Below are 25,962 nucleotides of genomic sequence, written 5' to 3' on the forward strand. Positions count from 1 at the left end.
TGTATGCTTTGCACGCTTTCTATTTCACCCCAGTAGCGAGAAGTCAAAAAACATTCTTCATAGGCTCGCGAATGAGACACCCGATAGTGCGTTACGTCCTGACCGGTTTGCTGGCGATACTTTTGCTCGTCGCGGCCCTCGTCATCTTTATTGCAGTCTTCGACTGGAACCTGGCGCGGCCCTTCATTAACCGCGAGGTGTCGGCGCTCACCGGCCGCGACTTCGCCATCCAGGGCGATCTCAAAGTCCGTTTTCATCAGGGCTTGCGCACCGAGCATGGCTGGCGACGCTACGTGCCGCGGCCGCAGATCAGCGCCAGCGATGTGCATCTTTCCAATCCTTCGTGGAGCAGCGCCGGACCGCAGATGTTTGTCGCGCGCCGTGTCGATATCGCGCTGCATCCGCTCGACCTGTTGCGCAAGACGGTGGTGCTGACCGACGTCGTCCTCGATGCGCCTGCCGTCGCACTGGAACGCCGCGCCGATGGCAGCAATACCTGGACCTTCAGGCAGAATTCTTCGGAACCTTCGGCATGGAGCGTCGAGGTGCAGCGCCTGGCATTTTCCAGCGGCACCATCCGCTACGTCGACGGCATCATCGCGCTCGATCTGCAGGCCAGGGTGTCATCCATTGCCGACAAGGTGGACGCAGCGCAGGCGCGACAAGCTGCGGCGGCGGCAGCAGTACAGACACAGACTACTGCGCCCGCAAATTCGGTAGAAAAGTTCGGTCTGCAATTCGAGTTGGGCGGCACCTATCGCAAAGCCAAGGTCAGTGGATCCGGCAAGGCCGGCGCCGTCATGACACTGGAGCAGGATGACACCGTCTATCCGATTCAGGCCAATGCCCAGCTCGGCGAAAACAAGGTCGGCGTCGACGGTACGCTGACCGATCCGCGTTCGCTGTCGGGCATCGATCTGCAATTGACGCTGGGCGGTTCCAGTATGGCCAATCTGTATCCGCTGACCGGCGTGCTGCTGCCGGAAACACCGCCTTACGCCACCCGCGGCCGCCTGATCGGCAAGAAGGACGGCGAGGTCTGGAACTGGACCTATCAGAACTTTACCGGTACCGTCGGCAGCAGCGATCTGGCCGGCACCGTGCAATATCTGCCGCGCCAGCCGCGTCCCTTGCTGCGCGGGGAAGTGACTTCGAAGCAATTGCGTCTGCAAGACCTGGGTCCGGCCGTAGGCGCGGACAGCAACGCGCAAAAGCAGGCGCGCGGCAAGGCGGCTGTGCAGCCGGATGATAAGGCGCTGCCGGTCGAACAATTCAATACCGAAAAATGGGGTGCGCTGGATGCCGACGTCACCTTCAAGGGCAAGAAGCTGGTGCGCAGCGAAAACATTCCGCTGCAAGACATCGTCGCCGAAATCCACATGAAGGACAAAGTGCTGAGCCTGACGCCGCTCAATTTCGGCATGGCAGGCGGCAATGTCACCTCCAACATCTCGCTCGACGGCCGCCAGAAAAACATCAATGCACAAGTCAAACTGGCGGCGCGCAAACTGAAAGTGCGCGAGCTGTTTCCTGCGCTGCAATCGATGAGCGCAAGCTTTGGTGAAGTGAACGCCGACGCCGCGCTGACCGGCCACGGCAATTCCATCTCGGCGATGCTGGGCTCGTCCAACGGTGAGCTTGGCGCCGTGGTCAGCGAAGGATCCGTCAGTAAATTCATTCTCGAAGCGGCCGGGTTGAACGTCGCCAATGCTGTCTTCGCCAAGGTATTCGGCGACAAGCAGGTGCATCTCAACTGCCTGGCCAGCGACTTCGAGGTCAAGGATGGCCGTGCCGGTATCCGCCAGTTCCTGGTGGACACTGACGATGCGCGGGTTGACGTCACCGGCGACATCGATCTCGCCCGGGAATTGCTCAACCTCGACGTCCGGCCCAAGACCAAGGGGGTGCGTATCTTTTCGCTGCGTACGCCGTTGTACGCCAAGGGCAGCTTCAAGCATCCCGACGTCGGTCCCTATAAGGGGCCGCTGGCGCTGAAGGCGGGGGCGGCTGCGGCTCTGGCCATCGCTTCCCCGTTGGCTGCCGTGCTGCCGCTGGTCAACATGGGCAATGTCAAGGATGCCGATTGTGCCGGCGCCCTGGTCAAGGCGGCGCAGACACGCGCCGATCCCAAATCGGAACCGACTGCTGCGCCCGCCAAACCGGTGACACAGGGCGAAGTGCAAAAATCGCAGCAAGAGAAAAAATAGGAGATACGATGGAAGGCCGCGATCATCCGCAGCAATCATCTTCCCGGCAACCGGCGGCACCGATGTCTGCTACGGAAAAAAATATCCTGATCGGCGCCGCTGCCGTCACGGTGCTGGGCGTGTTGCTGGGACGCCGTCGCAAAAATCGAAATCAGGGCAAGCGCAATGCGGTTACCCAAACCGTTGCACCGGCATCGCCTTCGTCAGAACGCCATGCGCATCAACCTCCATCTCTGCAGCCTGACGCCAGGCTCATGCATGATTTGTTGCCGGTGCTGACCAGCGCCTTGTCAATGCTCGCCTCATGGCGTGCCAAACGTCAGCAGGAAGAAGCGCAGGAACACTCCAGAAAAGCAGTGACGCTGGCTACTGAAATTGAAGCCAAGGCAGCGCAGTTGCCCGCGAAGCAAGACAAGTTGCTGGACGCCGACGTCGTCAGGATCACGCCCGGCAACCGCTGGCAGATGGCATGGCAATTGAGCCGTGCCGCCGTCAATGCGTGGCTGGATGATTTCGCGCCAAGCATGGGAGCGGCGATTGCCTACTACACGGCATTCTCGATTGCGCCGGTGCTGATCATCGCCATCGCAATCGCGGGCATGATCTTTGGACAGGATGCGGCGCAAGGCGAGATCGTCTGGCAGATCCGCAGTATCGTGGGAGAAGAGGGAGCCATTGCCGTGCAGGGTTTGCTGCGCTCGGTCAGCGTGTCGTCCGATAGCGCCATCGCCACCACGCTGAGCGTTATCACGCTGGTGATCGGCTCCACGGCGGTTTTTGCCGAATTGCAAAATGCGCTTGATCGTATCTGGCGTACGCCGGTCGCTGTCCGAGGCAACGGCATCTGGCTGCTGATCCGTACGCGGCTGTTGTCATTCGGCCTGATACTCGGCCTCGGTTTCATGCTGATGGTGTCGCTGGTGGTCAGCGCCGCGCTGGCGGCGTTGAGCAAGTGGTGGGGCGGTTGGATCGAAGGCTGGGAAATCTTCATGCAGGTTCTGAATCTGCTGATTTCCTTCGGCGTTTTTACGGCGCTGTTTTCGGCGATCTACAAATTCATGCCGCGCGCCGATCTGTCCTGGCACGACGTGCGGATCGGCGCGGTTGCCACGACCATTCTGTTCCTGATCGGCAAGTCGCTGATCGGTTTGTATCTGGGGCGCACCGGCATGAGCTCAGGCTTCGGCGCAGCCGGATCATTTGCCTTGCTGCTGGCCTGGATTTACTACTCGTCGCAGATCTTTTTGCTGGGCGCAGAATTCACCTGGATCTACGCCAACAATTTCGGTTCGCGGGCGAAGCGTCAGACGCTCGCGAAGCACGCTCAGGAGGCCTGAGCTTCCATGCTGCCGACGGTGTTGGCGACGGTTGCCGCCGACGGTGACAGATGCGAGGTGTCGGCCTTGAACACCTGGTCGATCACTTCCATGCATTCTTTCGCAGCGGCAATGTAGTCGTATTCGCCGGGCGTGCCGTTGGACAGGCTGGCCAGCTTGCGGGCGCGGCGTACCGACTCCAGCGCATCTTCGCGCGTCAGGTAATTCTTCCTCACCAGCAATGCCAGTATGTCGAGCGTCACTGCATAGTTGGCGATGCAGTAGCTGAGAGAAATATCGTTGGTGGTCTCGTTGCTGGTGGCGTTCATCGTGGCTCCGTTGAGGATGTCGTGTGGGGATGGAAAGGAGTTTAAGATGATCGAATTGACAACGGTATCAGGAATTTCCTTAAGCCCCTGCGGCGCAAAATAATCCCCGAAGTCTGTGCGGTACTACAATACCCGCATGGCAATTTCTCATCCTCTGACTTTTCGCACCTATGGCGGCGACGGCGTCCTGCATCGGCACGAGCACGTCCAGATCGTCTTGCCCATGCAAGGGGAAATGGAGATCGAAGTCGACGGCCGCGGCGACAAGCTCGACATCGCGCGCGCTGCTTTCGTGGCGCCCGACACCAGCCATGTGCAATCCGCCAGCGGCAAAAATCGCTTCCTGATTCTTGACTGCGATCTCGCTGACATCGGCGAAGACGATGCCGAGCGCTTGCGGCTGCAAACTTTTTTACCGATCCCGGCAGCGGTCCGGCGCCTGCTCGACTTCATCGATCTCAGCATCGGCACGGATCGTCCCGTGGGGCAACTGCCTGATACGGTGGCGCGTCATTGCACGCCGCTGCTGCTCGATGCCTTGACCGCCATGCCGCAACGCGCATCGCGTCTGCAAGCCTTGTTGCGCCGGATCGAAGCTGCGCCCGGACGCGTCTGGACCGCGGCGGCGATGGCGCGGGTCGCCAATCTCAGCGTGAGTCGCCTGCACGCTCTATTCAAGGCCGAGTTGCAGCAGACGCCGCAAGAGTGGTTGTCGGCTCTGCGTCTGCGCCTGGTGCAGGAAGCGCTGGTGGAATCCGACGTGCCGCTGGCCGAGCTGGCACTGCGCGCCGGCTATTCAGATCAAAGCGCATTGACGCGTGCCATGCGACGGACTACCGGGCTGACTCCCGCCGCATATCGCAGCCAGCACCGCAGCCAACACCGCAAATAGCATTGTCAGTAGCCTCGGCCTATTTTTGGCGAGGCGCGGTCAATACATCCCCGGGCCATTTCACTATCCTGCATGACAATAGTGAAACGAGGTGCAGGATGGAAAACAAAGGGCAGGGCAAGATTCTCATTGGCGTAGGCAACGGCGTCGCCGCCGGAGCGTTCTGGGGACTGGTGTTCCTGGCGCCGCAGATGCTGGGCAATTTCAGCGCGCTGCAATTGTCGGCGGCGCGTTATCTGGCCTACGGACTGGTCGCGGTCCTGCTGCTGTTGCCGCGCTGGCGTGCGCTGGCGCCGCGTCTCGGCCGCGAGGAATGGATCGCGCTGGTCTACCTGAGTTTCCTCGGCAACATTCTCTATTACCTCTTTCTCGCGAGCGCCGTGCAGTGGGCGGGCGGCGCCTCGACTTCGCTGATCATCGGCCTGTTGCCGGTGGTGGTGAGCGTGATCGGCGCCCGCGACGAAGGCGCATTGAAACTGAGTGCGCTGCTGCCGCCGATGGCGCTCTGCCTGTTCGGCGTCGGGCTGGTTGGCGTTGAAGCCTTGTCGGCGGAAACCGCCAGAGGCGATATGGCTACGCGCGCTGCGGGTTTGCTGTGCGGTTTCGGTGCGCTGGCGTCATGGTCGACCTATTCGGTACGCAACAGCCGCTGGCTGTCGCGCCGTCCCGACATCTCCTCGCATGACTGGTCGCTGCTGACCGGCATCGTCACCGGCGCGTTGGCGCTGGTGTTGGTGATTCCAGCGTTTTCGCACGGCATGGAAGGCCACGGCGCCGCCGACTGGCTGCGCTTCTGGGCAGTGGCGGCGACTGTGGCGATCTTCGCATCGGTGGTCGGCAACGCCTTCTGGAACCGCGCCAGCCGGCTGCTGCCGCTGACGCTGAGCGGCCAGATGATCATCTTCGAAACCCTGTTTGCGTTGCTCTACGGATTCCTTTGGGAGCAACGCCTGCCGACCCGGCTGGAACTGCTGGCGATCGTCTGCCTGGTCAGCGGTGTGTTGTGGTGCGCGTCGCTGCACCGGGAGCCGGCGGCAGCCGCGGTGCAGGCATAGCGTGTCAAAGTTTTCTTTTTTGCAATAGTGAGGCACGGATGCCTCGTGCGTTTTTATTGCATAGCCTTGCGGCTGCAGTAACTGATAACATCGGTGGATTGCGCCAGTAAATGTGTGGCGCCGATTGGAATGGTCCCTTATGACTAACTTCATTGATCCCATCGATTTCGAAGCTCTGAAACAGGACGACACCTTGCCGTCGCCCAGCGGCGTGCGCCTCAACATCATGCGCATGTGCCGGCAGGAAGACGTTTCCCTGCCGGAGCTGGTGACGCAGATTCAGACCGATCCGGTGCTGGCCGGGCGCATCATCAAGATCGGCAACGGCGCTTCCATCAACAAGGGGCGGCCGATTGTGGCGATCAGCAAGGATGTTTTGCTGATGATCGGTTTGCATGCGGTGCGTCAACTGGCGCTGGCGATTTCGCTGACGACCGAGCGGCGCGACGATGGCTGTCCCGGCTTCGATTACGCCGCATTCTGGGCACGCACGGTGGCGATGGCCTGTGCCTCGCAGGCCCTGGCGGATTACTACGGCGATGCACCGCCGAGCGAAATGTTTGCCAGCGGCCTGCTGGCCAATATCGGTCGCCTCGGTCTTGCATCGGCGCGTCCGGACGCTTATTCGGCGCTGCTGGGAGAGGGCGTCGATCCTGAACAATTCCGCGCTGCGGAAAAAACACGGTTCGGCTACAGCCATCTGGAGCTGGCCGCAGCGATGATGCAGGACTGGGATATTCCACGCCTGTTTTGCGAAGCGGTGCTGCATCACGAGACGCCGGAGCAATCGGGCCTGCATGACGAGTCGCGCCAGTTGCGGCTGGCGCAGATGCTGCACGTGGCGGGCGCGGTGGCCGACTACTGCGTCGCTGCCGAAGCGGACCGCCTGGCCGCCTTGCAAGCTTTGCTGGATGCCGGGCTGCCGCTGGCCGGTGAAGTCGATCATGTGATCGCCATCTGCGACCGCACTGCCCGCGACTGGGTCGAGTGGGGTTCGATGGTCAAGATCGCCACGCATCCCATGCCGCCTACGCGCGACGTGATGCAGCAATTGCTGGAGCAGCCTGCGGAATAAAGGCGCCGGCTATTCCGATCGGCGGACTACGGTTCGCCAGTGCGCTGCAATTCCGGATACATGGCGAGCGCCAGCAGGCACAGGGTTTCCACCGCATCGGCCTGCGCCATATCCTGCATTACCGGGCGTTGCTGCAGGAGCCGGGCGCAGGAAGCATTGACGGTCAGCTGGCGCGCAAACAGGTCATCCATGCGGTCGAGCCACTGATTCAATTCGATGTGCGGGGTGTCTTCGTTCTTTTCCTGTTCCCCATGCATCCAGATATGCGTCGCCGCACTCGCCAGGCGGCGCGACAAGGCTACGCTGACGCGTGCATGATGGGTCTTCATGCCATCCATGTCCTGTTCGCGCAGCAGACGCTGCAAGAGCAATCCGTTTTCGATATTGACGACGCAGGCCGTGCGGCGATGCGCGTGCATCTGCGCGGTATTGTGGGAGGTATCCAGCGCGCTGCGCAGGTAGGCCAGATTGACGCTGATCATGTGCGACAGGCTGCGGTGCAGATTGGCTTCCTGCCGGCGCGGCCACAGAAGGTAGGTGGCGACAATCGCCACGATCGTGCCGATGACGTTATTGCCGGCACGCAGCAGGGCATTGCTCAACTGCTGTTGCGGATCGCTGGCGACGTCCGCCACCAGCACGAAGACCGGCGTCAGGAAGGTCGCATACAAACCATAACTGACCGGACGCAATCCCATCGCCAGCAGCGACAGCGGAAACACCAGCAAGGCCAGCACCAGCGGCGAATGGATCATTACACACAGCAACACCGCCAGCACGCCGCCGACGATGCTGCCCACAGCGCGCTCCATGCTGCGCGACCAGCTGTCGGCAATCGATGGCTGCATGACCAGCATCGTCGCCATCGTTGCCCAATAGCCGAACGGCAGCTCCAGCAAATGTACGATCAGATAAGTGGCGCCGGCGGCCACGGCGCAACGCAGCGCATGCCGTACTTCGGCAGAACCGGTCCGCAGATGTGACGCGGCGACGCGCAGCATGTCGATGACATTGTCATGCAAGGCCGGCGCGGAGGGTTCTTTGCGCGCAGCGCGTTTCCAATCGGCCAGCACGGACAGGCCGGCCTCATCGTGCAAGTCGGGAAGCTGCAGCAATTGCGCTGCCCTGGAGGGCATGCGCCCGATCAACTGGCGCAGGCGAAGCACGGCGCGAGCATCGTCGACTTCGCTCATGCGATAGCGCGACGCAACGAGGCTACGCTGGATTTCTTCCAGCAGTAAAGCCATTGCCAGCAACACGCGGCCCAGCCGCAGGCGTGAGGCCGGCGTTGCATAAGCGGACATGCGCAGGTCGCCCAGCACCGTGATGCAGTCGAGCAGCGCATCGGCGCGCGCCAGTTTGATCAGAAGATTTTCATAGAGCGGACGGGCATCGGCGCGGTCAGCAGCGATCGCCATCAAGGTCGACTTTGCCGCCGCGATATCGGCGCGCGCATGGCGTCGCGTCTGTGCGGCGTTTTCTTCCTGAAAGCCGGGGTCGGCGGCGTTGGCTCCGGCGATGCGCGTCAGTTCGGCCAGCGAGCCGTAGACGCGGCCTACCGCATGGCGCGCCGGTGCAAACGGATGGATGCGCCAGACAGTCAGTCCCAGGCAGGCCGCCCAGAGGCAGCCGGCAAAATAAATCAGAACATGGCTATGCTGCACCGGCCACAGCACTACCGGGAAATCGGCCAGGATCGCCGAGACGCCTGCCGCCAGCATCAGCACGAGACCGGTCGCTGCGCCGTAAATGCGGGCGAAACCGGCAATCCCCGCGCAGCACATGATGGCGAGCAAACCGACCGGCATGCCCATGCCGGACAAGGTTGCGGCAAACATGCCGCCCACAGTGGATGCGACTGCAAAGCCGCCCATGGAGGCCAGGCGTGCGCGATTCGATCCGGCGCTGTCGGCCAGACAAGTGAGGAAGGCGCCGATGGCCGCCCACGAAAACAGCGGATTGTGCAGCCATTCGCCGAGCATCAGCATGGTGCCTGCGCCGAAGGCGGCGCGCAGTCCTTCGGACAGGCTGGCGTTGCGCAGCGGAAAAGCGGCGGCCCAGCGGCGCAAGGGCATCGCGAAAAACGTAAAGGCGGAATGGCGAAGAGAGCGCGGCATGCTGGCGGAAGGGCGGTAGCCGTCACAAGACGGGAAGACGCAAAAGACGGATGTCGGTCTTCGCAGTATAGAAACTGCCGCTATGCCGGGTATGACTTAAATGCGCGGTAGCCAGTCGGAATTTTCATGGCTGCGCAGCGATGCGTTCAGGCTGTCTTGCCGCCGGCAAACAGTTCTTCGCTCAGCGCCAGCCAGGCGCGCGCCGCATGCGACAGATAGCCGCCGCGCGTGACATAGGCGACTTGCCACTGCACTTCAGGCTCGGTCAGCCGCACCGGCTGCAACTGGTCGGTGGCGATACGGTGCACAAAGGGTTCCGGCAACAGCGCCACGCCCATGCCGGCCAGCGCCATGCCGACCAGCCAGTCCCACTGGCCGCTTTGAGCAGCGATGCCGGGTTCGATGCCGGCGTCGCGGAACATGCTGCGCAAGGTGCGCGTGAGGCCGAACTCGTTGTTCAGCAGCAGCAAGGGCATGTCCTTGAGTGCTTTGCAGGGCAGCGTGCTGCGCTGTTTCTGGAAACGTCCGGCTTGCGCCACCGCCCAGATCGGGTAGCGCGCGACCGGCGTCAGGCTCAGTTCCAGCTCTGGATCTATGGGCAGCACCGTCATGCCGATCTCCAGCGTGCCGGCGGCGACGCGCTGTTCGATGCGCGGGCCGGTATCTTCCACCAGCGTGATGGCGATATCCGGATGGCGATCGCGAAAGGCCTTCAGCACCGGCGTGCACAGGATGTTGACCATCGGCGGGATGCCGATTTCCAGATGGCCCTGGCGCAGATTGCGGGTGTTGTGGACCTCGGTGTTGAGGCGCTGCACATTGGCGAGGATCTGCTGCGCCTGTTCATAGACGATGCGGCCGGTATCGGTCAGCTGCAGGCTGCGCCCCGAGCGGATCAGCAGTGGTGCATCCATTTCGTCTTCGAGCTGGCGCACCATCTTGCTGACCGTCGACTGCGTCACATGCAGCGCATCGGCGGCGCGGCTGAAGCTGTTCAGTCTGACGGTTTCCGAAAAGTAACGCAGTGCGCGAATGTCCATGGCGAGAGTAAAAAATGAGAGAAATCAGGTATTCGGAAAACGACTGCATGCAGCGCATTTAAATCATGAAGTGCATGTATTTCCGATTCTATACTCGTTCGCAAAGATGGCGGAGAACCATCTTTATCCCGTCTAAAATCGAGTTGGAGAACCACATGCATTGCGAGCGCATCCCGTCTTCGCTGGTGGACAAAGTCATGTCCGCCGGCGAAGCCGCCAGCCTGTTCCACACCGGCATGACCATCGGCATGAGCGGCTTCACCCGCGCCGGCGACGCCAAGGCCATTCCGCGCGCACTGGCCGAGCGTGCCAAAACCGAAGATTTGCACTTTACCGTTGTCACCGGCGCCTCGCTGGGCAACGACAGCGACGGTCTGATGGCGGAAGCCGGATTACTGGCCCGCCGTTTGCCGTTCCAGGTCGACAGCGTCTTGCGCAAGAAGATCAATGCCGGCGAGGTGATGTTCATCGACCAGCATTTGTCCGAAACGGTCGAGCAGCTGCGGGCCGGCATGCCGGGCAAGATCGACATCGCGGTCATCGAGGCGGTGGCCGTCACGGCCGAAGGCATCATCCCGACCATGTCGGTCGGCAACTCGGCCAGCTTCGTCGAGCAGGCGCCGCTGGTCATCATCGAACTCAACAAAAGCGTGCCGCTGGCGCTGGCCGGTTTGCACGATATCTATTTGCCGGCCGCGCGGCCGTCGCGTCAACCGATCCCGCTGACCGATCCGGCCCAGCGCATCGGCACGCGCGCGATTCCCGTCGACCCGTCACGCATCGCCGCCATCGTCATCACCGATACGCCGGACAGCCCCTCGAGCGTGTTGCCGCCCGATGAAGAAACCAACGCCATCGCGCGCCACGTCATCACTTTCCTCGAAGGCGAAGTGGCAGCCGGTCGCATGGGGCCTGAACTGGCGCCGCTGCAGGCCGGCATCGGCACCATCGCCAACGCGGTGTTGCATGGTTTGACGCAATCGTCGTTTCGCAACCTGACGATGTTTTCGGAAGTGTTGCAAGACAGCGCGATTGCATTGCTCGACTCCGGTCAGCTGGCGTTCGCGTCGGCCTCGTCGATCACCTTGTCGTCGGCGATGAATGCGAAGTTCATGCAAGATCTCGATCGCTACCGTTCGCGCATCGTGCTGCGGCCGCAAGAGATCAGCAATCATCCAGAGCTGGTGCGCCGACTCGGTCTTATCGCACTCAATACGGCGCTGGAGTTCGACATCTACGGCAACGTCAATTCGACGCATGTCGGCGGCACTCACATGATGAATGGCATCGGCGGCTCGGGAGATTTCGCGCGCAACGCGCAGGTGTCGATCTTCGTCACCAAGTCGGTTGCCCGTGGCGGCGATATCTCCAGCGTGGTGCCCATGGTGTCGCATGTCGATCACACCGAACACGATGTCGATGTGCTGGTGACGGAATACGGCCTGGCCGATTTGCGCGGACTGGCGCCGCGCGAACGCGCGCCGCTGATCATCGAACGTTGCGTCCATCCCGATTATCGTCCAGCCTTGCATGAATATTTTTCACGCGCCTGCGACGCCAGCGGCGGCCAGACCCCGCACGTGCTGGCCGAGGCCTTGTCCTGGCATGTGCGCTATGCAGGCAGCAAAACGATGAAGCCAACCGCGTCGCCGGATTGATTTCACGCATTTGCCTGCATTCCTTGATGCACTGCCATTCGACTTCTGAGCGACTCCGGAGGTGGTCGGGTGGCGGATGTCCACCTTCTTGTTTTGTTGAGAAGAGAACAATAGTTGTCGTTCGTGCAAGCCGCGTTGCGGGGCGTGGCGCGTTGTCTTCCTTGCGTGGATCGCACAAAAATCAATAGCGGTTTGAAATTGTTTATGAGACGATGCCATTAAATAACTTGTTGGCATGAGCGTAACTTTCAGTAACGTAAATGCAAGATGTGGGGATTAATTCGAACGAATCCGGATGCTTCCTTAAAATAATAAAGTACAAATTGTCCGGGACAGAAGGTTTGCACCGGGGGGACGTTCCGATTCATTTATTGACGTGTTTTTCCGGAGAGAGAAGCCGTTTATGAAGCTCTTCAAAAAAGGTCTGTTGCTGGTTGCAATTCCTGGCCTGTTTGAACTGGGTTTGCTGGGGGTGTTGTACAAGAGCCAGGAGAACGCCACGCAGGCCGAGGTGTGGGCTCTGCATACCAAGGACGTCATCATCCAGGCTGCGGAAGTCCGCGAGCCGGTATTGTTGCAATCGGCGCGTCTGCGTGCGGCCATTATTCTTGACGATCCCAGCGGTCTTGAAAAAAACGATCTGTGGGAAAGCATCGACAAAGAGGTCAATGAGCTGCGTGATTTTGTCGCAGACAATCCGCCGCAGCTGCGCCTCACGGAACAGATCCGTGAATCGGTGAAGGAATACCGCGCCTGGACCGATCTGCAAACCGAGTTGCTCAAGAGCGGCCGCCGCGACGAGCTGGTGGCCGCCCTGCGCGACCCCAAGGCGCTGCGTCTGATCCAGGTCATTCAGCGGCAACTGGTGGAGTTCATCAAGGTTGAAGAAGCGCTGGACGATGTGCGCCAGAAGCGCGTCATCGAAGCACGCAGGCTGCAGAACATTGCATTGTGGATCGCATTGGCCGGCTCGATTGTGGCGGCGGCCATTGCAGCGAAAATATTCAGCAAGGATGTCGGCGGCCGGCTCGCCGTGCTGACTGACAACGCGCGGCAACTCAGCGAAGGCGGCACCCTGGCCTCGGCGGTTGGCGGCAACGACGAGATCACGGCGTTGGATAAGGTATTGCACGAGACCCACGGCCGTCTCAAGCAGGCGGAAGAAAATGCCCGGATTTATCGTGAGCAGCTGGAACGCCACGCGCGCGAACTTGCGCTGGTCAATGACGATCTGCAGCGGCAGACGCAGGACAATGAAATGTTCATCTACAGCGTGTCGCATGACTTGCGTTCGCCGCTGGTGAATCTGCAGGGTTTCAGCAAGGAGTTGCATCACTCGATCAGGGAAATGCACGACACCATTTCTGACAGCAACCTCAACGACAAGGACAAGCAGCGCATCCACGATCTGATTGAAGACGATGTGGAAGTGTCGCTCAAGTTCATTCGCACGGCGGTTTCACGCTCGGCATCGATCATCGATTCCATGCTGCGTCTGTCGCGTGTGGGGCGTGTCGAATATCAGTCGCAACTGACCGACGTCAACGAGGTCGTGGGCCGCGTGATCGATGCCATGAGCTCCACCATCCGTCAGCGTGAGGCGCTGGTGCTGGCGCAGCCGCTGCCGCCGTGCTACGGCGATCCGACTGCTGTGGAACAGATTTTCGGCAACCTGATCGGCAACGCCGTCAATTATCTCGATCCCAAGCGGCCGGGGACGGTGGAGATCGGCGTGCTGCCGTCGGATCCCGGACAGCCCGGCTACCGCACTTATTACGTCAAGGACAACGGCCTGGGCATTCCGGCCGATTATCTCGGAAAAATGTTTTCGGCTTTTAATCGTCTGCATGCAGACGTGGCTCAAGGAGAGGGCGTGGGTCTGGCGCTGATCAAGCGGATCGTGATGCGGCACGGCGGCAAGATCTGGGTCGAGTCCACCGAAGGCGCCGGCACCACCTTCTACACCTCGTTGCCGGTTACGCCGGCAGACAGTCCTGCAAGCCAACTTGCTCAAGGAGAACAAACTCATGGCTGATAGCGAAGAAGTAGGCATCCTGCTGGTCGAAGACGACGACGGCCACGCCTTGCTGGTGGAGAAGAACCTGCGTCGCGCCGGTTTGTCGAATGGCTTTCTGCGCTTGAAGGATGGGCAGGAGGCGCTCGATTATTTCTTCAATAGCGACGGTGCGCCGAACAAACCAGGCTTCGACTCCATCGTGGTGCTGCTGGACGTCAACATGCCGCGTGTGAGCGGCGTCGACGTACTCAAGCGCCTCAAGGAAAGCGAGGCCACCGCGTCCATTCCCATCATCATGCTGACCACCACCGATGATCCGCGCGAGATCGAGCGTTGCTACGACTATGGCTGCAATCTCTACATCACCAAGCCGGTGGAGTACGAAGCCTTCATCGAAGCGGTGCGCCGTCTCGGCTTCTTCCTGCAAATCATCAAAGTACCGGCTGCGGGACGCAACGGCACATGACTGCATCCGACCCCGCCATTTTGATTATTGATGACGATGAAGGTTTGCGCATGCTGGCGCGGCGTCGTCTGGAAAAGCGCGGCTACACGGTGGGCACCGCCAGCAGCATTGTGCAGGCGCGCAGTCTGTTGCGCGACGGTGGATTCGATTTGCTGGTGATTGATTACCAGCTTGATGACAACATGAGCGGCCTGGATTTCTACAATGAACTGCGCGAGCAGGGCGTGCATATTCCTGCGGTGATGTGCAGCGGATTTTCCGACGATGCGCACGTCAGTGAAGCGCTCAACTGCGGTATTGCGCATGTCTTGCCGAAAACGCAGGACTATCTCGACGAGCTGCCGGATCTGGTGAAGCAGGTTCTGCAGCAACAGGCCGGCTAAGTCGCCGCAGGCTAGAGATGCTGCGGCGACTTAGCCGGCTTGCTCGGCGGTCGTTCTCTTAGCCTTAGCCGGGGTGCTGATGCTGGCCAGCCAGCCGTTCCAGAAAGCATGTGAAGCGTTCTGAAAACTGCGGCCGTATTGCAGCGCGCCCGAACGCAGTCCGGCCAGGCTGACTTCCTGTGTATGGGCGATTTCATGGGCGTGGCCGATCAGCCATTGCTCCACCATGCGCACATCGAACTCCGGATGGAATTGCAGCGCCAGGCAGTTGCGTCCCCACGAGAATGCCTGGTTGCGATAGCGGTCGGTCGAGGCCAGATGCTTTGCGCCGGCCGGCAGGTCGAAGGTGTCGCCATGCCAGTGCAGCACGTGCGTGCCGTTGCCGATCAGTTCTTCGATGCAGGGGATTTCGGCAGCGTGTTCGCCTGCCTGCAATGTGCCCCAGCCGATTTCCTTTCCGGATGTTCCCGGATAGACACGCGCATGCAGCGCCGCGGCCATCAACTGCGCGCCGAGACAGATGCCCAGCGTCGGCAGGTCGTCCAGCAGGCGCGCGCGCAGCCAGGCTATCTCGGCGCGCAGGTAGGGATAGGCGTCCATGTCGTACACCGCAATCGGGCCGCCGAGCACCACCACCAGATCGGCGTCGAGCGGTGAAATGGCCGGGAAGGAATCCACTCCCACCTCAAAATAGCTGACCTCAAAGCCGCGCTTCTTCAGCGGGGGTTCCAGTTGTCCCAGATTCTCAAACGAGACATGGCGTAGCGCCAGCGCTTTCTTCATGGTTTTTTCCTGTTGCATTGACGATCTTCCAGGCCGCAGCGGCGGGAATGGTATGGTGATAACTTCGCTATATTTTAACGTATACAACGATGAGCCATGGCAAGCAAAAAAACAGACAATAAAAAAGCCAGGCGCAGGCCTGGCGGCTTGCATCCTGGCCGCGCATTTTTCGTAGTGCGATGTCGGCGTCGGTATGTTACGATGCGGCCCGTTCATGATTCAGTTGATGCCGTTGCATGTCGAAACAACAGTTTTTGCTTGAAAGCCCCAAGGATACCGGCGACGACCGCGTGACCTTCATCATCCGCAACAACGGCACCGTGCTGCCGGGCTTCGTGGCACGCGCCACGCTGATTTCCATCGGCGGCCTCACCAGCAACAACATCGTTGCACTGTATACCGAACACCGCGCGCGCATCGCCGACGCGGTCAAGAAAAAGCTGGCCGAGCCTGTCCTGCGCCAATATATTTCTCTCAGCCTGGAAGACCTCCAATAAGCTGCCTCTCATAGTGATAATAGTGATGCAGGGAAACTCCGCAAGCCCGGCGTAAGCTGGCGCTGCTATTTTGGCGTGGAATCGTGAGGAGGGCGCAGCGGGCGTGCTAATCTAGCGCCTGCGCGCAAAATGCACGATAAAAGCATGGCGCACGGCAAGCCGCATCAGGGCGATACCGTGCAGCGGCGCCGCACCGGCGACAAAGACAGGCCGGCCATCTTCCAAAACGGAAGACGCATAAAAAAATCATCGGAGACACAGGCAATGGCACGCAACCGGCAACAGGTTCGCGGCCGGGCCTGATACAGGAAAAAGCTTGAGAGCATTGCAAAGACGATTATCGAATGCGTTCGTCGCCATTCAGGCACGCTACGGCCGTTCGGCGCGCGCTCGCGGTGCGCATGCGCGTGCGCACGCCTACGCCTGCCACCTCCATCAGCAGGTGCGCGCGCCGTCGGCCGATCTGGCGCGCAGCTTCCGCTACTTCGCCGATCAGTCGCTGGTGGGCGTATACATGTTGCGCAGCGACGGCAGCATCCTGCACGCCAACGACAAGATGGCCAATATGCTCGGTTACGAATGCGCCGCCGACCTGATCGGGCTGCACATCGCCAACCTCACCGCACCCGAGGACCTGGCGCTGCTGGAAGAGAATTTGCACGCGCGCCTCACCGGCGTGGAAGAACACGTGCGCTATACCCACCGCATCCTGAGCCGCGACGGCACGCGCCGCTGGGTGGAAGTCCACGGCAGCGTGTGCCAGTACGACGGCGGCACCGCGCTGGTGGAGATGGCGCTCGACGTCAACCAGAAGGTGCAATCCGAATGGCAGTCGCGCCTGGCCGACCGCGTGTTCGAATCGACCAGCGAAGGCATCCTCATCACCGATGCCGAGTTCCGCATCCTGGCCGTCAATCCGGCGTTTACACGCATTACCGGCTATCACCCGGAAGAAGCGATGGACAAGCGCTCGCGCATGATGACCGGTCCCGGCGCGCAGGCTGAAATCAACCGCGGCATGCTGCAGCGCCTGGCATCCGACGGCCATTGGCAGGGTGAAATGAAAGACCGCCGCAAGGACGGCAGCTGGTATCCGGCGTGGCTGTCGATTTCAGCGATCCGCGACAACCAGGGCGGCATCACCAATTACGTCGGCGTGTTTACCGACAACACGATACGCAAGGAAGCCGAGAACAAACTGGCCTTTCTCGCCGACCACGATAGCCTGACCGGCCTGCTCAATCGCAATAGCCTGATGCGGATTTTTGCGCAGCAGATCGAGGCGGCGCAGACCTCCGGCGAAACGCTGGTGCTGTTCTTCATCGATCTCGACCGCTTCAAGACCGTCAACGACACGCTCGGCCATCATGCCGGCGACCAGTTGCTGGTGGCGGCGGCGGAGCGGCTGCGTGAACAATTGCGTCCGGACGATGTGCTGGCGCGTTTCGGCGGCGATGAGTTCGTGGTGATCCTTGGCGGTTCACCGCCGCAGGAGATGATTGCGGCGATTGCACAGCGTCTCATCAACAGCATTTTGCGGCCGTTCGTGATCAACGGGCACGAGATGTTCATCAGTGCCAGCATCGGCAGCGCCGCTTACCCGGAACATGGCGAAGATGCGATCGCGATTCTGAAGAACGCCGACATCGCCATGTACCACGCCAAGGAACGCGGCAAGAATGCCTTCCAGCTGTTTAGCAAGGAAATGAGCAATCACGCGCTGGAGCAGATGCTGCTGGAAAACAGCCTGCGTCATGCGATTGAGCGCAAAGAATTCGAACTCTATTATCAGCCTCAATTCTCTGCACGCGATGGCGCCATCTGCGGCGCCGAAGCGCTGATCCGCTGGCGACATCCGACGCGAGGCCTGGTGGCGCCGGGCAGCTTTATCACGCTGGCGGAACAGACCGGTCTGATCGTGCCGCTGGGCGCGTGGGTGCTGCGTGAAGCCTGCCGCCAGGGCAAGGCCTGGCTCGACCGCGGCTACCAGTTCGGACGTATTGCCGTGAACCTGTCGCCGCGCCAGTTTTCATCCGATGATTTGCTGTCGACCATCGACAATGCGCTGGCGCATAGCGGCCTGCCGTCGGCCATGCTGGAGCTGGAAATCACGGAAGGCGCGATCATGCAGAATCCGCAGGAGGCGGTGGTGCTGCTCAAGCGCATGCGTCAATTGGGGGTGACGATTTCGGTGGATGATTTCGGCACTGGCTATTCCTCGCTGGCCAGCCTTAAGCAATATCCGCTGGACACGCTCAAGATCGACCGCAGTTTCGTCAAGGGCATTCCCGGCGACGCTGACGACATCGCGATCACGGAAGCGATCATTGCGATTGCGCACAAGCTGCATCTGCAAGTTGTTGCGGAAGGCGTGGAGTCGCAGGAGCAGCATGACTTTTTGCGCGCGGCCGGCTGCGACATCGTGCAAGGCTATTTGCATTCGAAGCCATTGTCAGCCAGCGAGATCGAAGCGCGCTGGTATCTGGGCGGTGCGCAAGCCGAGACCTGACGGCTGTCTTGTGGCCGCATGCGTTCGCGCCGGCACTGGGAATAAATAAAACGACTAAGCAAACACGTTCTTGTTCGTTGACCGTGCTTTTCCCCGCTTACTAAGATGGCATGTTTTATTAATGTCTCGGGGATAGCATGAAGAAGTGGGGAAGAAGAACATTTGCACGCAGCGTGATGGCTGCTGCGGCCGTAGTTGCCGCAGGTGCTGTAGCAGCGTTGTCAGGACTCGGCCAGCTCGCCAATGCAGCGGAGCCGAAGCAGGGCGGTACGCTGACCTGGATCGTTACGCCGGAACCGTCGTCGATCTTGCCGCTGACGACAACCGCAGGCGGCAATACCGAACTGGGTCCCAAGATCGTCGAAGGTTTATTGACTTACGATTTCAATCTCAATCCCAAGCCGCTGCTGGCGACATCATGGAGCATCAGCAAGGACGGCCTGCAATATCGCTTCAACCTGCGCCGTGGCGTCAAATGGCATGACGGCAAGGACTTCACTTCCGCCGACGTGGCCTTTTCCATTCTCACGCTGAAGACAGTGCATCCTCGCGGCCGCGCCACCTTTGCCAACGTGACGGAAGTGCAGACGCCGGATACCTTCACCGCCATCATCGTGCTGTCGAAACCATCGCCGACGCTGTTGACGGCACTGGCCGGCGCAGAGTCGCCGATCGTGCCCAAGCATCTCTACGACAAGACCGATATCCTCAACAGCAAATACAACAGCGCGCCGGTCGGCACCGGACCGTTTATTTTCAAGGAATTCGTCAAGGGCAGCCATATCGTGCTGGAGCGCAATCCCAATTACTGGGACAAGCCCAAGCCGTATCTCGACAAGGTGATCGTGCGCTTCATTCCCGATGCGCTGGCGCGTGCCGCCGCACTGGAGTCGGGTGCCGCCGACCTGGCCGGACAAGCGATCCCGTTATCGGACGTCACCCGTTTCAGCAAGCTGCCGAAGATCAATGTCGACACCACCAACTGGGCGTACATCGGCCTGCAGCAGCAGTTGTATTTCAATCTCGACACCCCGGTATTGCAAAAGCTGGAAGTGCGCCGCGCGATCTCGCAGGCGATTGACGTCAATGCCTTGAACAAGGTGGTCTGGTACGGCTACGGCAAGGTCTCGGCATCCGTGATCGGCACGCTCAACAGCAAATATCACAATCCGGATATCAAATATTTCTCGTACAACCCGAAGGAAGCGGAAGCCGCCCTGGATGCCGCCGGTCTCAAGCGTGGCGCGGATGGCGTGCGGTTCCGCCTGCGCTTGTTGTACAACCCCTTCCAGGAGCGCCGTGCGGCCGACTTCGTGCGGCAGTCGCTGAGCCGTATCGGCATCGACGCCAACATCGAGAACTACGACTTCGGGACGTATGTCACCAAAGCCTACACGGAGCGCGCCTTCGACCTGACGCTGGAGGCGTTGGCCAACGTATTCGATCCGACCGTGGGTGTACAGCGCGTGTTCTGGTCCAAGAACTTCAAGGTCGGTTTGCCGTTTTCGAATGCGCCGCACTATGTGAATCCCGAAGCGGATCGTTTGCTGGAAGCTGCATCGGTGGAAGTGGATGAGAACAAGCGCCGCCAGTTGTTCCTGGATTTCCAGAAGGTGGTGCATGACGACATTCCGTCGATTGAATTCGGCGCCAATCCGAGCATTACGATTGCCGCGAAAAAGGTGAAGAACTACGCGCCGACGGCGGAAGGTTTGCGCGGCAGTTTTGCGGATTTGTATTTCGACTGATCTGCCGCATTGATGCAGCACCATAAAAAAGCCGGCCCTGGAGGCCGGCTTTTTACGCTGATGAATTGGCGACTCAATGCTGCAGATATTGAACCGGGCGTCTATTCCGTATTCTGGCGCGCATACTCCTTGCGCTTCATCGCCAGGTATTCGGCCTTGTCGACTTCGTGCAATTGGCGCGGATAGCGCTCGGTGGCGGCAAACCAGGTTTGCAGACGCTGCTCCAGCTGTTGCGCCGGCGGCGTTGCCAGTCCGCTGAGGTAGGCGTCGATGGCAAGGTAGTAACGCATGGTGTTGCGTTCGACGGTACCGCGCATGCCGCCGACATAAGCGGGCTTGCCGCCGTCCGATTTCTCCAGCTGCGTGAAGCCGACCTTGCTGCTGCCCGCCGTCGCCAGATAAGCGCCGATCGCCATGCGGCTGGCGAAGCCGTAGCCGTAGGAGTACGTCAGATGCAGAAAGCTGCGGCCGTCTGCAATCGGAACGGCTTCCAGCTGGATGCGATAGTCGCGCGTATCCAGCGGTCCCTTGTCGGCGTTGAGGCGGATGTCGAAGTAGTCGTCGCTGTCGGCGTTCACGCGGTAGGTGAAGTCCAGCCGATAGGCGTCGTCCAGCGCCTGGTCGTATTTCTTGCCGACCCGCATGCTGAGCGTCGCAGGCGCCTTGTTGGCGCTGGCGCGGCAGTACTTGGTGTTGAGGTGCAGGATCAGCACATCGCACCAGTTCACGGGGGCAGTCAAGGCGCTGTGCACCTGGGCGAACGGATAATCGACGACCGCATAGATGTCGCCTTTGATGGTGGAAGAACTCTCAGACGAGTTCAGATAAACCGGGCGAGAAAACTGGTTATGCGCCAGTTGCGGTTGCAAGGATTGGTATTTCTCTTGCAGAGCGGCAGCGCCGGATGGCGTATCCGCAGCGGCGGCGGACGCGCCGCAGAATGCCAGCCATACTGCAACCAGCGCAGCGAAGAAGCGTAAAAGCACATCTGACGACGGTCGGTGTTTGAAGTGGTGCATACGAAATCCTTGTTGCATCTGCATGTGTAGCATGTGTATCCGCATGTGAGTTATAGCCAGCGCGCCCACAGCCCGGCACCGAATTCCTTCATGCGGTCGCTGATGGGACGGTCTTTCCATGCTTCGAGGGTGATCTCTTTCGATGCGGCAATGTCGCGATCAAACATCGATTGCATCTGCGCGCTGAATTGCGGGCCCAGAATGACGGCGTTGATTTCCTGGTTGTAAATGAAGCTGCGCCAGTCGAGGTTGGTGGAGCCGATGGTCGACCAGACGCCGTCGATGATTGCGGTCTTGGAGTGCAATAGCGCGTCCTGGCGCTCATAGATCTTGACGCCGCCTTCCAGCAATTCGGTGTAGAAGGAGCGCGACGCATACAGCACCAGCGCCGAATCGCTCTTGCTCGGCAATACCAGGCGCACGTCGACGCCGCGCTTGACGGCATCCTTCAGGGCTTCGCGCAGTTGCGGATCGGGGATGAAATAGGCGTTGGTCAGGTAGACCTTGGACTCGGCATGCTGGATGGCCGAGATGAAGGTCGCATAAATCACGCTGTAGGGATCGTCCGGCGAGCTGCCGATGCCGCGCACGATCTCGCTGCCTTGATTGGCGACCTTGGGGAAATAGTTTTTCTCGGCCAGTTGAGGCCCGTGCTGCTTCTGCCATGTATCGATGAACAATTTCTGGAATTCGGCAACTACGGGACCGTCCATGCGTACCTGCGTATCGCGCCACGGCACTTTGTTGGCGTCGTCGTCTTCCTTGGGCTTGCGTTTGCGGAAGGAGCCGCTGGAGTACACGCTGCTGATGTTGATGCCGCCGACGAAGGCGGTTTTGCCATCGACGATCAGCAGCTTGCGATGATCGCGCTGATTGACTTCCCAGCCTTTGCGCGCTTGCGCCGGATTGACGGGATTGAACTCCAGCACCTGCACGCCGGCATCGATCAGCGGCTGGAAGAACTCGCGCGGCGTGCTGAGTGTGCCGACGCTGTCGTACATCAGGTTGACCTGCACGCCGTGTTTCTGGCGGTCGATCAGCAGATCGGCGAATTGCTTGCCGGTGTCGTCGCTTTCAAAGATGTAGGTTTCCATATTGATGTGATCGCGCGCTTCGCGGATCGCGGCAAACATGGAGGCGTAGGTGGCCGGGCCATCGATCAGCAGCGTGACCTTGTTGCCGGCAACCAGCGGCGAACCGGTGACGGCTTCTTCAACGGCGAGATGTTTCTCCAGGATCAGATTGTCCTGGTTGTCTTGCTTATTGTTCTTGAGCTTGTCGAGCGCAGCCTGGCTTTGCTCCGGTGTCAGGATGCCGCGTCCGCCCTTGATCTGGATGACCTTGGCGGACTGGGTGTCCATGTCCGGCACGATGCGTGGCAGCGATCCGCAGCCGGCCACCAGCAGGGGCAGCACGAGCGTGAGCCGGCCCAGACGGGCGGAGCAATGATCGATGAGATTTCTGAGTTTTTTTTGTGGCATCTTCATATCCGGCAATGTCCTGCAAAACGCGATGACCGGCCTGGTCGGGGTACAACAAATGCTGGGGGAAAATAATGACAGCCTGAGTATATGCCCAGTTTTTGGAGGCTTGCTGCATGCTGACGGCGTTCACCCCACGAAACGGCGGATTCCTACAGCAAAACGCGGCGAGGGCTGACAAGTCCGGCACGGCTTGCGGCGGCGCAGCGTATTTTTATGGCCTGTTTACCTGAACCGGCATTCTTTTTAGATCGTCTTTACGTGACCGTGGCTAAGCTTGCTGCGTGGTTAATCCGATCGCAATCCCTACACAATAAGGAACGGGGCTGATATGAATCCGATGGTATGGCGCAAGCGTTCTTCTCTGGTGAGCAAGCTGTTGTTTCCCGAACTCTTGCCGTCGTTGACGGCGGGGTCCGCCAGCGCCGGTCTGGGGAGAGAGATTTCATCCGCATCGTACAAAGTGGACAGCCGGCCGACGCTGCCGAAACAGCGCGAACGCATGATGCATATCACTGTGGAGAGGGCGGAAGTCACGCACCTGCGCCAGGTCGTGATGCAGAGCTGCGGCCATTGCGTGTGCTTCATGCGCATGTCGCCGCTGGATCATGCGACGCGTATGGAGCTATGCCTGTGTGTACAGGCGGAGGCCGTGCCGATGGTGATGGATGCCGTGATGTGGGCGCTGCCGCAGGCAGAGTTCAGCCTGCGGCAGGTGAAGACTCACTGATTTTCAACACACGTTTTAATACACGTCGCGACGATAGCGGCCCTGAGCGATGAGATCGTCCAGCGCGGCTTCGCCGAGGATGTCGGCCAGCGCTGCATCGACGCCTGCAGCCATGCCGTCGAGGCTGCCGCAGACATACAGTACGGCGCCTTCTTCTATCCATGCTTTCAGCATGTCGGCTGCCTGGCGCAGTTTGTCCTGTACGTAGACGCGCTCGGCCTGATCGCGCGAGAAGGCGAGGTCGACGCGGCTGAGCATGTCGTCCTGCATCCATTGTTCGATCTCGGCGCGGTAGAGGAAATCGTGTTCGCGCTTGCGTTCGCCGAACAGCAGCCAGTTGCGGCGCAGGCCGAGTTGCACGCGTGCGCGCAGATGGCTGCGCAGGCCGGCCAGACCGGAGCCGTTGCCGATGAAGACGGCCGGGACGGGTTCCGGCGCCAGAGAGAAGCTGCTGTTTTCCAGCAGGCGCATGTCGACGGCGCTGCCCAGCGGCGCGTATTCGGTCAGCCAGCCGGAGGCGATGCCGAGGCCGTCTTCATGCACCGCCTGGCGCACCAGCAAGTGCACGCGGCCGTCTGCCGGAATCGAGGCGATGGAGTACTTGCGCGAAGCCAGCGCCTGCAAGCCGTCCGTCAATGCCTGCGCGGTGATGCCGGAAGGCAGGCTGCCGGTGGCGGGCAAGACGCTGCGCGCCAGCACATCGGCCAGCGTGCGCGGTGAACCCTGATGCTGCACCGATGTGTTGCCGTCGAGCGAAGTGCGCGAGAGGAACAGCGCGATCCGATCGCCCGCATGGCGCGGCAGGATTTCCACCAGCGCGCCCGATTGCCAGTTCAACGCGTTCGCCGACGGTGCGTCGAATTCCAGATGGTAGATGCCCTGACCGCAGCTGCCGGCATTGAGCAGGGTGCGCGTGCGCAGCGTCCAGGCGCCATAAGCGGCTTCTTGCGCAACCGGTGCAGAGATTTCCGTTTCCAGCGGCGCGCCGCCGGTCAGCACGCTTAGTTCGTGCTGCCATTTGGCCAGGCTTGCTGCGGCGTTGTTGTCGACTTCGATCATTGGGAAGAATGCTTCCGCACCCTGGCTGCGCAGCCAGTGATCGAGCGTGTGGCCGAAACCGCAGAATTTTTCGTAATGGCGATCGCCCAGCGCCAGCATGCCGTATTTCACATGGCCCAGCGTGCTGCCTTGCTGACGCGCCAGTTGCCGGGCAAAACGGCGCGCGTTGTCGGGCGGTTCGCCTTCGCCGAAGGTGCTGACCACGAACAGTACGCGATGGAAATGGCGCAGGCGTTCCGGATCCAGTGCCGCCAGCGATTGGACGGTGACGGCGACGCCGGCTTTTTGCAATGCCGCCGCTGTATGCAGGGCGATGCGTTCGGACTGGCCGGCTTGCGTGGCGTAGGCCAGCAGGACGGTTTCCTTATTGTCGCCTGGTGTACCGGTTGTCGCAGTCTTGCTCTGATCGAGCAGCGCGCGTTCGGCGCGGACGGCGCGCTTTTTACGGCGGCGATCCAGATACAGCATCCAGCCGGTGATGCCGAACAGCGGCATGATCAGCGCCGCGATCGTCATGATGATGCGGCCGGGCAAGCCCCAGTAGGTGCCCATGTGCAGCGGATAGATTGCGCCGATGAAAAGGCCGCCGGTGCTCTTGTCGGCGAAGCGTTCGTTGAGCTTGATCTCTCCGGTTTGCGGCAACACGTTCAGACGGTTGCGCGCGCGTTCATGCGAGGCGCCCGGCAGCAGATAGTTGAACTGGACCGGCTGGGTGGTTTTTTCGGCAATGCGGATATTGACCAGCGTGTAGGGGCCGGCTTCACGCACGAAGGTGTCCCAGGCCAGGGTGAGGTCGAACGGAGCGGCTTCGGTTTTCTCGGACTTGTCCTTCTCTTTTTCCATGTTCATGCCCATGCCTTTGGGCTTGTCGCGTTTGGCCTGGGGCGCGCGCACCGGCGTTTCCTGGCCGGCCAGCGTATTGACGCCGGCCCGGAACCAGTCGAACGCCCAGAACATGCCGGTGGTCGTGAAGATGACATACATCACCAGCGCCCAGGTGCCGATCACCGAGTGCAGGTTCCACAGGAAGGAGCGGCCGGAGAGGCCGAAGTCAAGTTTGAACCAGGCGCGCCAGTTCAGTGCGCGGCGCGGCCAGCGCATGTACAGACCCGACAGTGCGAGCACCAGCAGGCACATCGACAGGCTGCCGGCGACGATCTTGCCGGTGTCGGTCGGCAGCAGCAGCCAGCGGTGGAAGCGTTCAGTAAATTCAAAGAACTCGTTGCCGGCCAGCGGCGGCAGCAAAGCGCCGGTATAAGGATCGGCGTAGCGCATTTCGCCGCGGCGTACACCCGGCGGCGGCGCGAAATTGATGCGAACGGAAGCGCCCGGTTCGGTTGATGCGATCAGTACGGCAACGCGTTCGTGCGGCACTTCTGCGCGCAGGCGCTCAAGGATTTGCGGCGGCGTCAGCGGAGCTTGCTGGCGCACTGCCACGTGGACGATGCCGGGATTGAGCCAGTCGGTAATTTCTTCGCGGAAAGACAGGATGGCGCCGGTCACGCCAATGAACATCAGCACGGTGCCCGCGGTGATGCCGATGAACCAGTGGATCTGGAACCAGATTTTCTTGAACATGTT

Annotated in this window: 21 protein-coding genes; 14 read left to right on the forward strand and 7 right to left on the reverse strand. The window is 60.7% G+C overall.

The features are described 5' to 3' along the window. Positions 1 to 71 precede the first annotated feature (71 nt). Positions 72 to 2,207 carry an AsmA family protein gene (locus AC1RN6_RS22890; RefSeq protein ID WP_493007769.1) on the forward strand — a complete coding sequence of 712 codons (2,136 nt, stop codon included), beginning with the start codon at positions 72 to 74 and terminating at the stop codon, positions 2,205 to 2,207. A gap of 8 nt (positions 2,208 to 2,215) precedes the next feature. Continuing rightward, a complete protein-coding gene (locus AC1RN6_RS22895) occupies positions 2,216 to 3,544 on the forward strand; it encodes a YihY/virulence factor BrkB family protein (protein ID WP_493007770.1) in 1,329 nt (442 codons plus the stop codon). Here AC1RN6_RS22895 and AC1RN6_RS22900 read toward each other — a convergent pair. Next, on the reverse strand, positions 3,532 to 3,852 hold the full coding sequence (locus AC1RN6_RS22900) for a hypothetical protein (RefSeq protein ID WP_493007771.1): 321 nt from the start codon (positions 3,850 to 3,852) through the stop codon (positions 3,532 to 3,534). The two genes, AC1RN6_RS22895 and AC1RN6_RS22900, sit on opposite strands and share 13 nt — an antisense overlap. A 136-nt stretch (positions 3,853 to 3,988) precedes the next feature. Here AC1RN6_RS22900 and AC1RN6_RS22905 point away from each other — a divergent pair, with 136 nt between their 5' ends. From AC1RN6_RS22905 to AC1RN6_RS22915, 3 genes are all read left to right on the forward strand, one after another. Then, positions 3,989 to 4,744 carry an AraC family transcriptional regulator gene (locus AC1RN6_RS22905; RefSeq protein ID WP_493007772.1) on the forward strand — a complete coding sequence of 252 codons (756 nt, stop codon included), beginning with the start codon at positions 3,989 to 3,991 and terminating at the stop codon, positions 4,742 to 4,744. A gap of 98 nt (positions 4,745 to 4,842) precedes the next feature. Then, positions 4,843 to 5,799, forward strand: coding sequence for a DMT family transporter (locus tag AC1RN6_RS22910; protein WP_493007773.1), 957 nt, complete (start codon positions 4,843 to 4,845; stop codon positions 5,797 to 5,799). Between the two features lie 139 nt (positions 5,800 to 5,938). Continuing rightward, entirely contained in the window at positions 5,939 to 6,874 is a 936-nt protein-coding gene (locus AC1RN6_RS22915; RefSeq protein ID WP_493007774.1) for an HDOD domain-containing protein, read from the forward strand. A 26-nt stretch (positions 6,875 to 6,900) separates the two neighbouring features. On the opposite strand, the gene AC1RN6_RS22920 is transcribed toward AC1RN6_RS22915, so the two are convergent. Together AC1RN6_RS22920 and AC1RN6_RS22925 are read right to left on the reverse strand one after the other, a co-directional pair. Next, positions 6,901 to 8,991: an FUSC family protein gene (locus AC1RN6_RS22920; protein WP_493007775.1), complete on the reverse strand. Its 2,091-nt coding sequence runs from the start codon at positions 8,989 to 8,991 to the stop codon at positions 6,901 to 6,903. Positions 8,992 to 9,137: 146 nt separating this feature from the next. Beyond that, on the reverse strand, positions 9,138 to 10,031 hold the full coding sequence (locus AC1RN6_RS22925) for a LysR family transcriptional regulator (protein WP_493007776.1): 894 nt from the start codon (positions 10,029 to 10,031) through the stop codon (positions 9,138 to 9,140). A gap of 155 nt (positions 10,032 to 10,186) precedes the next feature. On the opposite strand from AC1RN6_RS22925, the gene scpC reads away from it, so the two are divergent. The 4 genes from scpC (at position 10,187) to AC1RN6_RS22945 (ending at position 14,555) form a co-directional block, all read left to right on the forward strand. Then, positions 10,187 to 11,689, forward strand: coding sequence for a succinyl-CoA:acetate CoA-transferase ScpC (gene scpC, locus AC1RN6_RS22930; protein WP_493007777.1), 1,503 nt, complete (start codon positions 10,187 to 10,189; stop codon positions 11,687 to 11,689). A gap of 403 nt (positions 11,690 to 12,092) precedes the next feature. Then, positions 12,093 to 13,724 (forward strand): sensor histidine kinase, encoded by a 1,632-nt coding sequence (locus AC1RN6_RS22935; protein ID WP_493007778.1) that lies wholly within the window; start codon positions 12,093 to 12,095, stop codon positions 13,722 to 13,724. Further along, entirely contained in the window at positions 13,717 to 14,172 is a 456-nt protein-coding gene (locus tag AC1RN6_RS22940; RefSeq protein WP_493007779.1) for a response regulator, read from the forward strand. The genes AC1RN6_RS22935 and AC1RN6_RS22940 overlap by 8 nt, the downstream gene beginning before the upstream one ends. Then, entirely contained in the window at positions 14,169 to 14,555 is a 387-nt protein-coding gene (locus AC1RN6_RS22945; protein WP_493007780.1) for a response regulator, read from the forward strand. Before AC1RN6_RS22940 ends, AC1RN6_RS22945 begins: the two co-directional genes overlap by 4 nt. A gap of 30 nt (positions 14,556 to 14,585) precedes the next feature. Here AC1RN6_RS22945 and AC1RN6_RS22950 read toward each other — a convergent pair whose 3' ends face one another. Further along, positions 14,586 to 15,356 carry a glutamine amidotransferase gene (locus AC1RN6_RS22950; protein ID WP_493007781.1) on the reverse strand — a complete coding sequence of 257 codons (771 nt, stop codon included), beginning with the start codon at positions 15,354 to 15,356 and terminating at the stop codon, positions 14,586 to 14,588. A gap of 218 nt (positions 15,357 to 15,574) precedes the next feature. Between AC1RN6_RS22950 and AC1RN6_RS22955 the strand changes: the two genes are divergently transcribed. The 4 genes from AC1RN6_RS22955 (at position 15,575) to AC1RN6_RS22970 (ending at position 20,092) form a co-directional block, all read left to right on the forward strand. Then, the gene (locus AC1RN6_RS22955; RefSeq protein WP_050478500.1) at positions 15,575 to 15,835 is read left to right on the forward strand and encodes a hypothetical protein; all 261 of its coding nucleotides are present in this window, start codon (positions 15,575 to 15,577) and stop codon (positions 15,833 to 15,835) included. Between the two features lie 129 nt (positions 15,836 to 15,964). Then, complete coding sequence (locus AC1RN6_RS22960) at positions 15,965 to 16,138, forward strand: hypothetical protein (protein ID WP_493007782.1); 174 nt, start codon at positions 15,965 to 15,967, stop codon at positions 16,136 to 16,138. A 13-nt stretch (positions 16,139 to 16,151) separates the two neighbouring features. Continuing rightward, positions 16,152 to 18,344, forward strand: a complete 2,193-nt coding sequence (locus AC1RN6_RS22965) for a putative bifunctional diguanylate cyclase/phosphodiesterase (protein WP_493007783.1) — start codon at positions 16,152 to 16,154, stop codon at positions 18,342 to 18,344. Between the two features lie 137 nt (positions 18,345 to 18,481). Further along, on the forward strand, positions 18,482 to 20,092 hold the full coding sequence (locus tag AC1RN6_RS22970; RefSeq protein ID WP_493007784.1) for an ABC transporter substrate-binding protein: 1,611 nt from the start codon (positions 18,482 to 18,484) through the stop codon (positions 20,090 to 20,092). A gap of 101 nt (positions 20,093 to 20,193) precedes the next feature. Here AC1RN6_RS22970 and AC1RN6_RS22975 read toward each other — a convergent pair whose 3' ends face one another. Together AC1RN6_RS22975 and cls are read right to left on the reverse strand one after the other, a co-directional pair. Then, entirely contained in the window at positions 20,194 to 21,111 is a 918-nt protein-coding gene (locus tag AC1RN6_RS22975; protein ID WP_493007785.1) for a hypothetical protein, read from the reverse strand. Between the two features lie 50 nt (positions 21,112 to 21,161). Beyond that, the gene (cls, locus tag AC1RN6_RS22980; protein WP_493007786.1) at positions 21,162 to 22,592 is read right to left on the reverse strand and encodes a cardiolipin synthase; all 1,431 of its coding nucleotides are present in this window, start codon (positions 22,590 to 22,592) and stop codon (positions 21,162 to 21,164) included. Positions 22,593 to 22,923: 331 nt separating this feature from the next. On the opposite strand from cls, the gene AC1RN6_RS22985 reads away from it, so the two are divergent. After that, on the forward strand, positions 22,924 to 23,322 hold the full coding sequence (locus AC1RN6_RS22985; protein WP_493007787.1) for a hypothetical protein: 399 nt from the start codon (positions 22,924 to 22,926) through the stop codon (positions 23,320 to 23,322). Positions 23,323 to 23,337: 15 nt separating this feature from the next. Here AC1RN6_RS22985 and AC1RN6_RS22990 read toward each other — a convergent pair whose 3' ends face one another. Then, entirely contained in the window at positions 23,338 to 25,959 is a 2,622-nt protein-coding gene (locus tag AC1RN6_RS22990) for a PepSY domain-containing protein (protein ID WP_493007788.1), read from the reverse strand. Positions 25,960 to 25,962 lie beyond the last annotated feature (3 nt).

Source organism: Herbaspirillum sp. GW822-FHT03A08 (assembly GCF_058801885.1).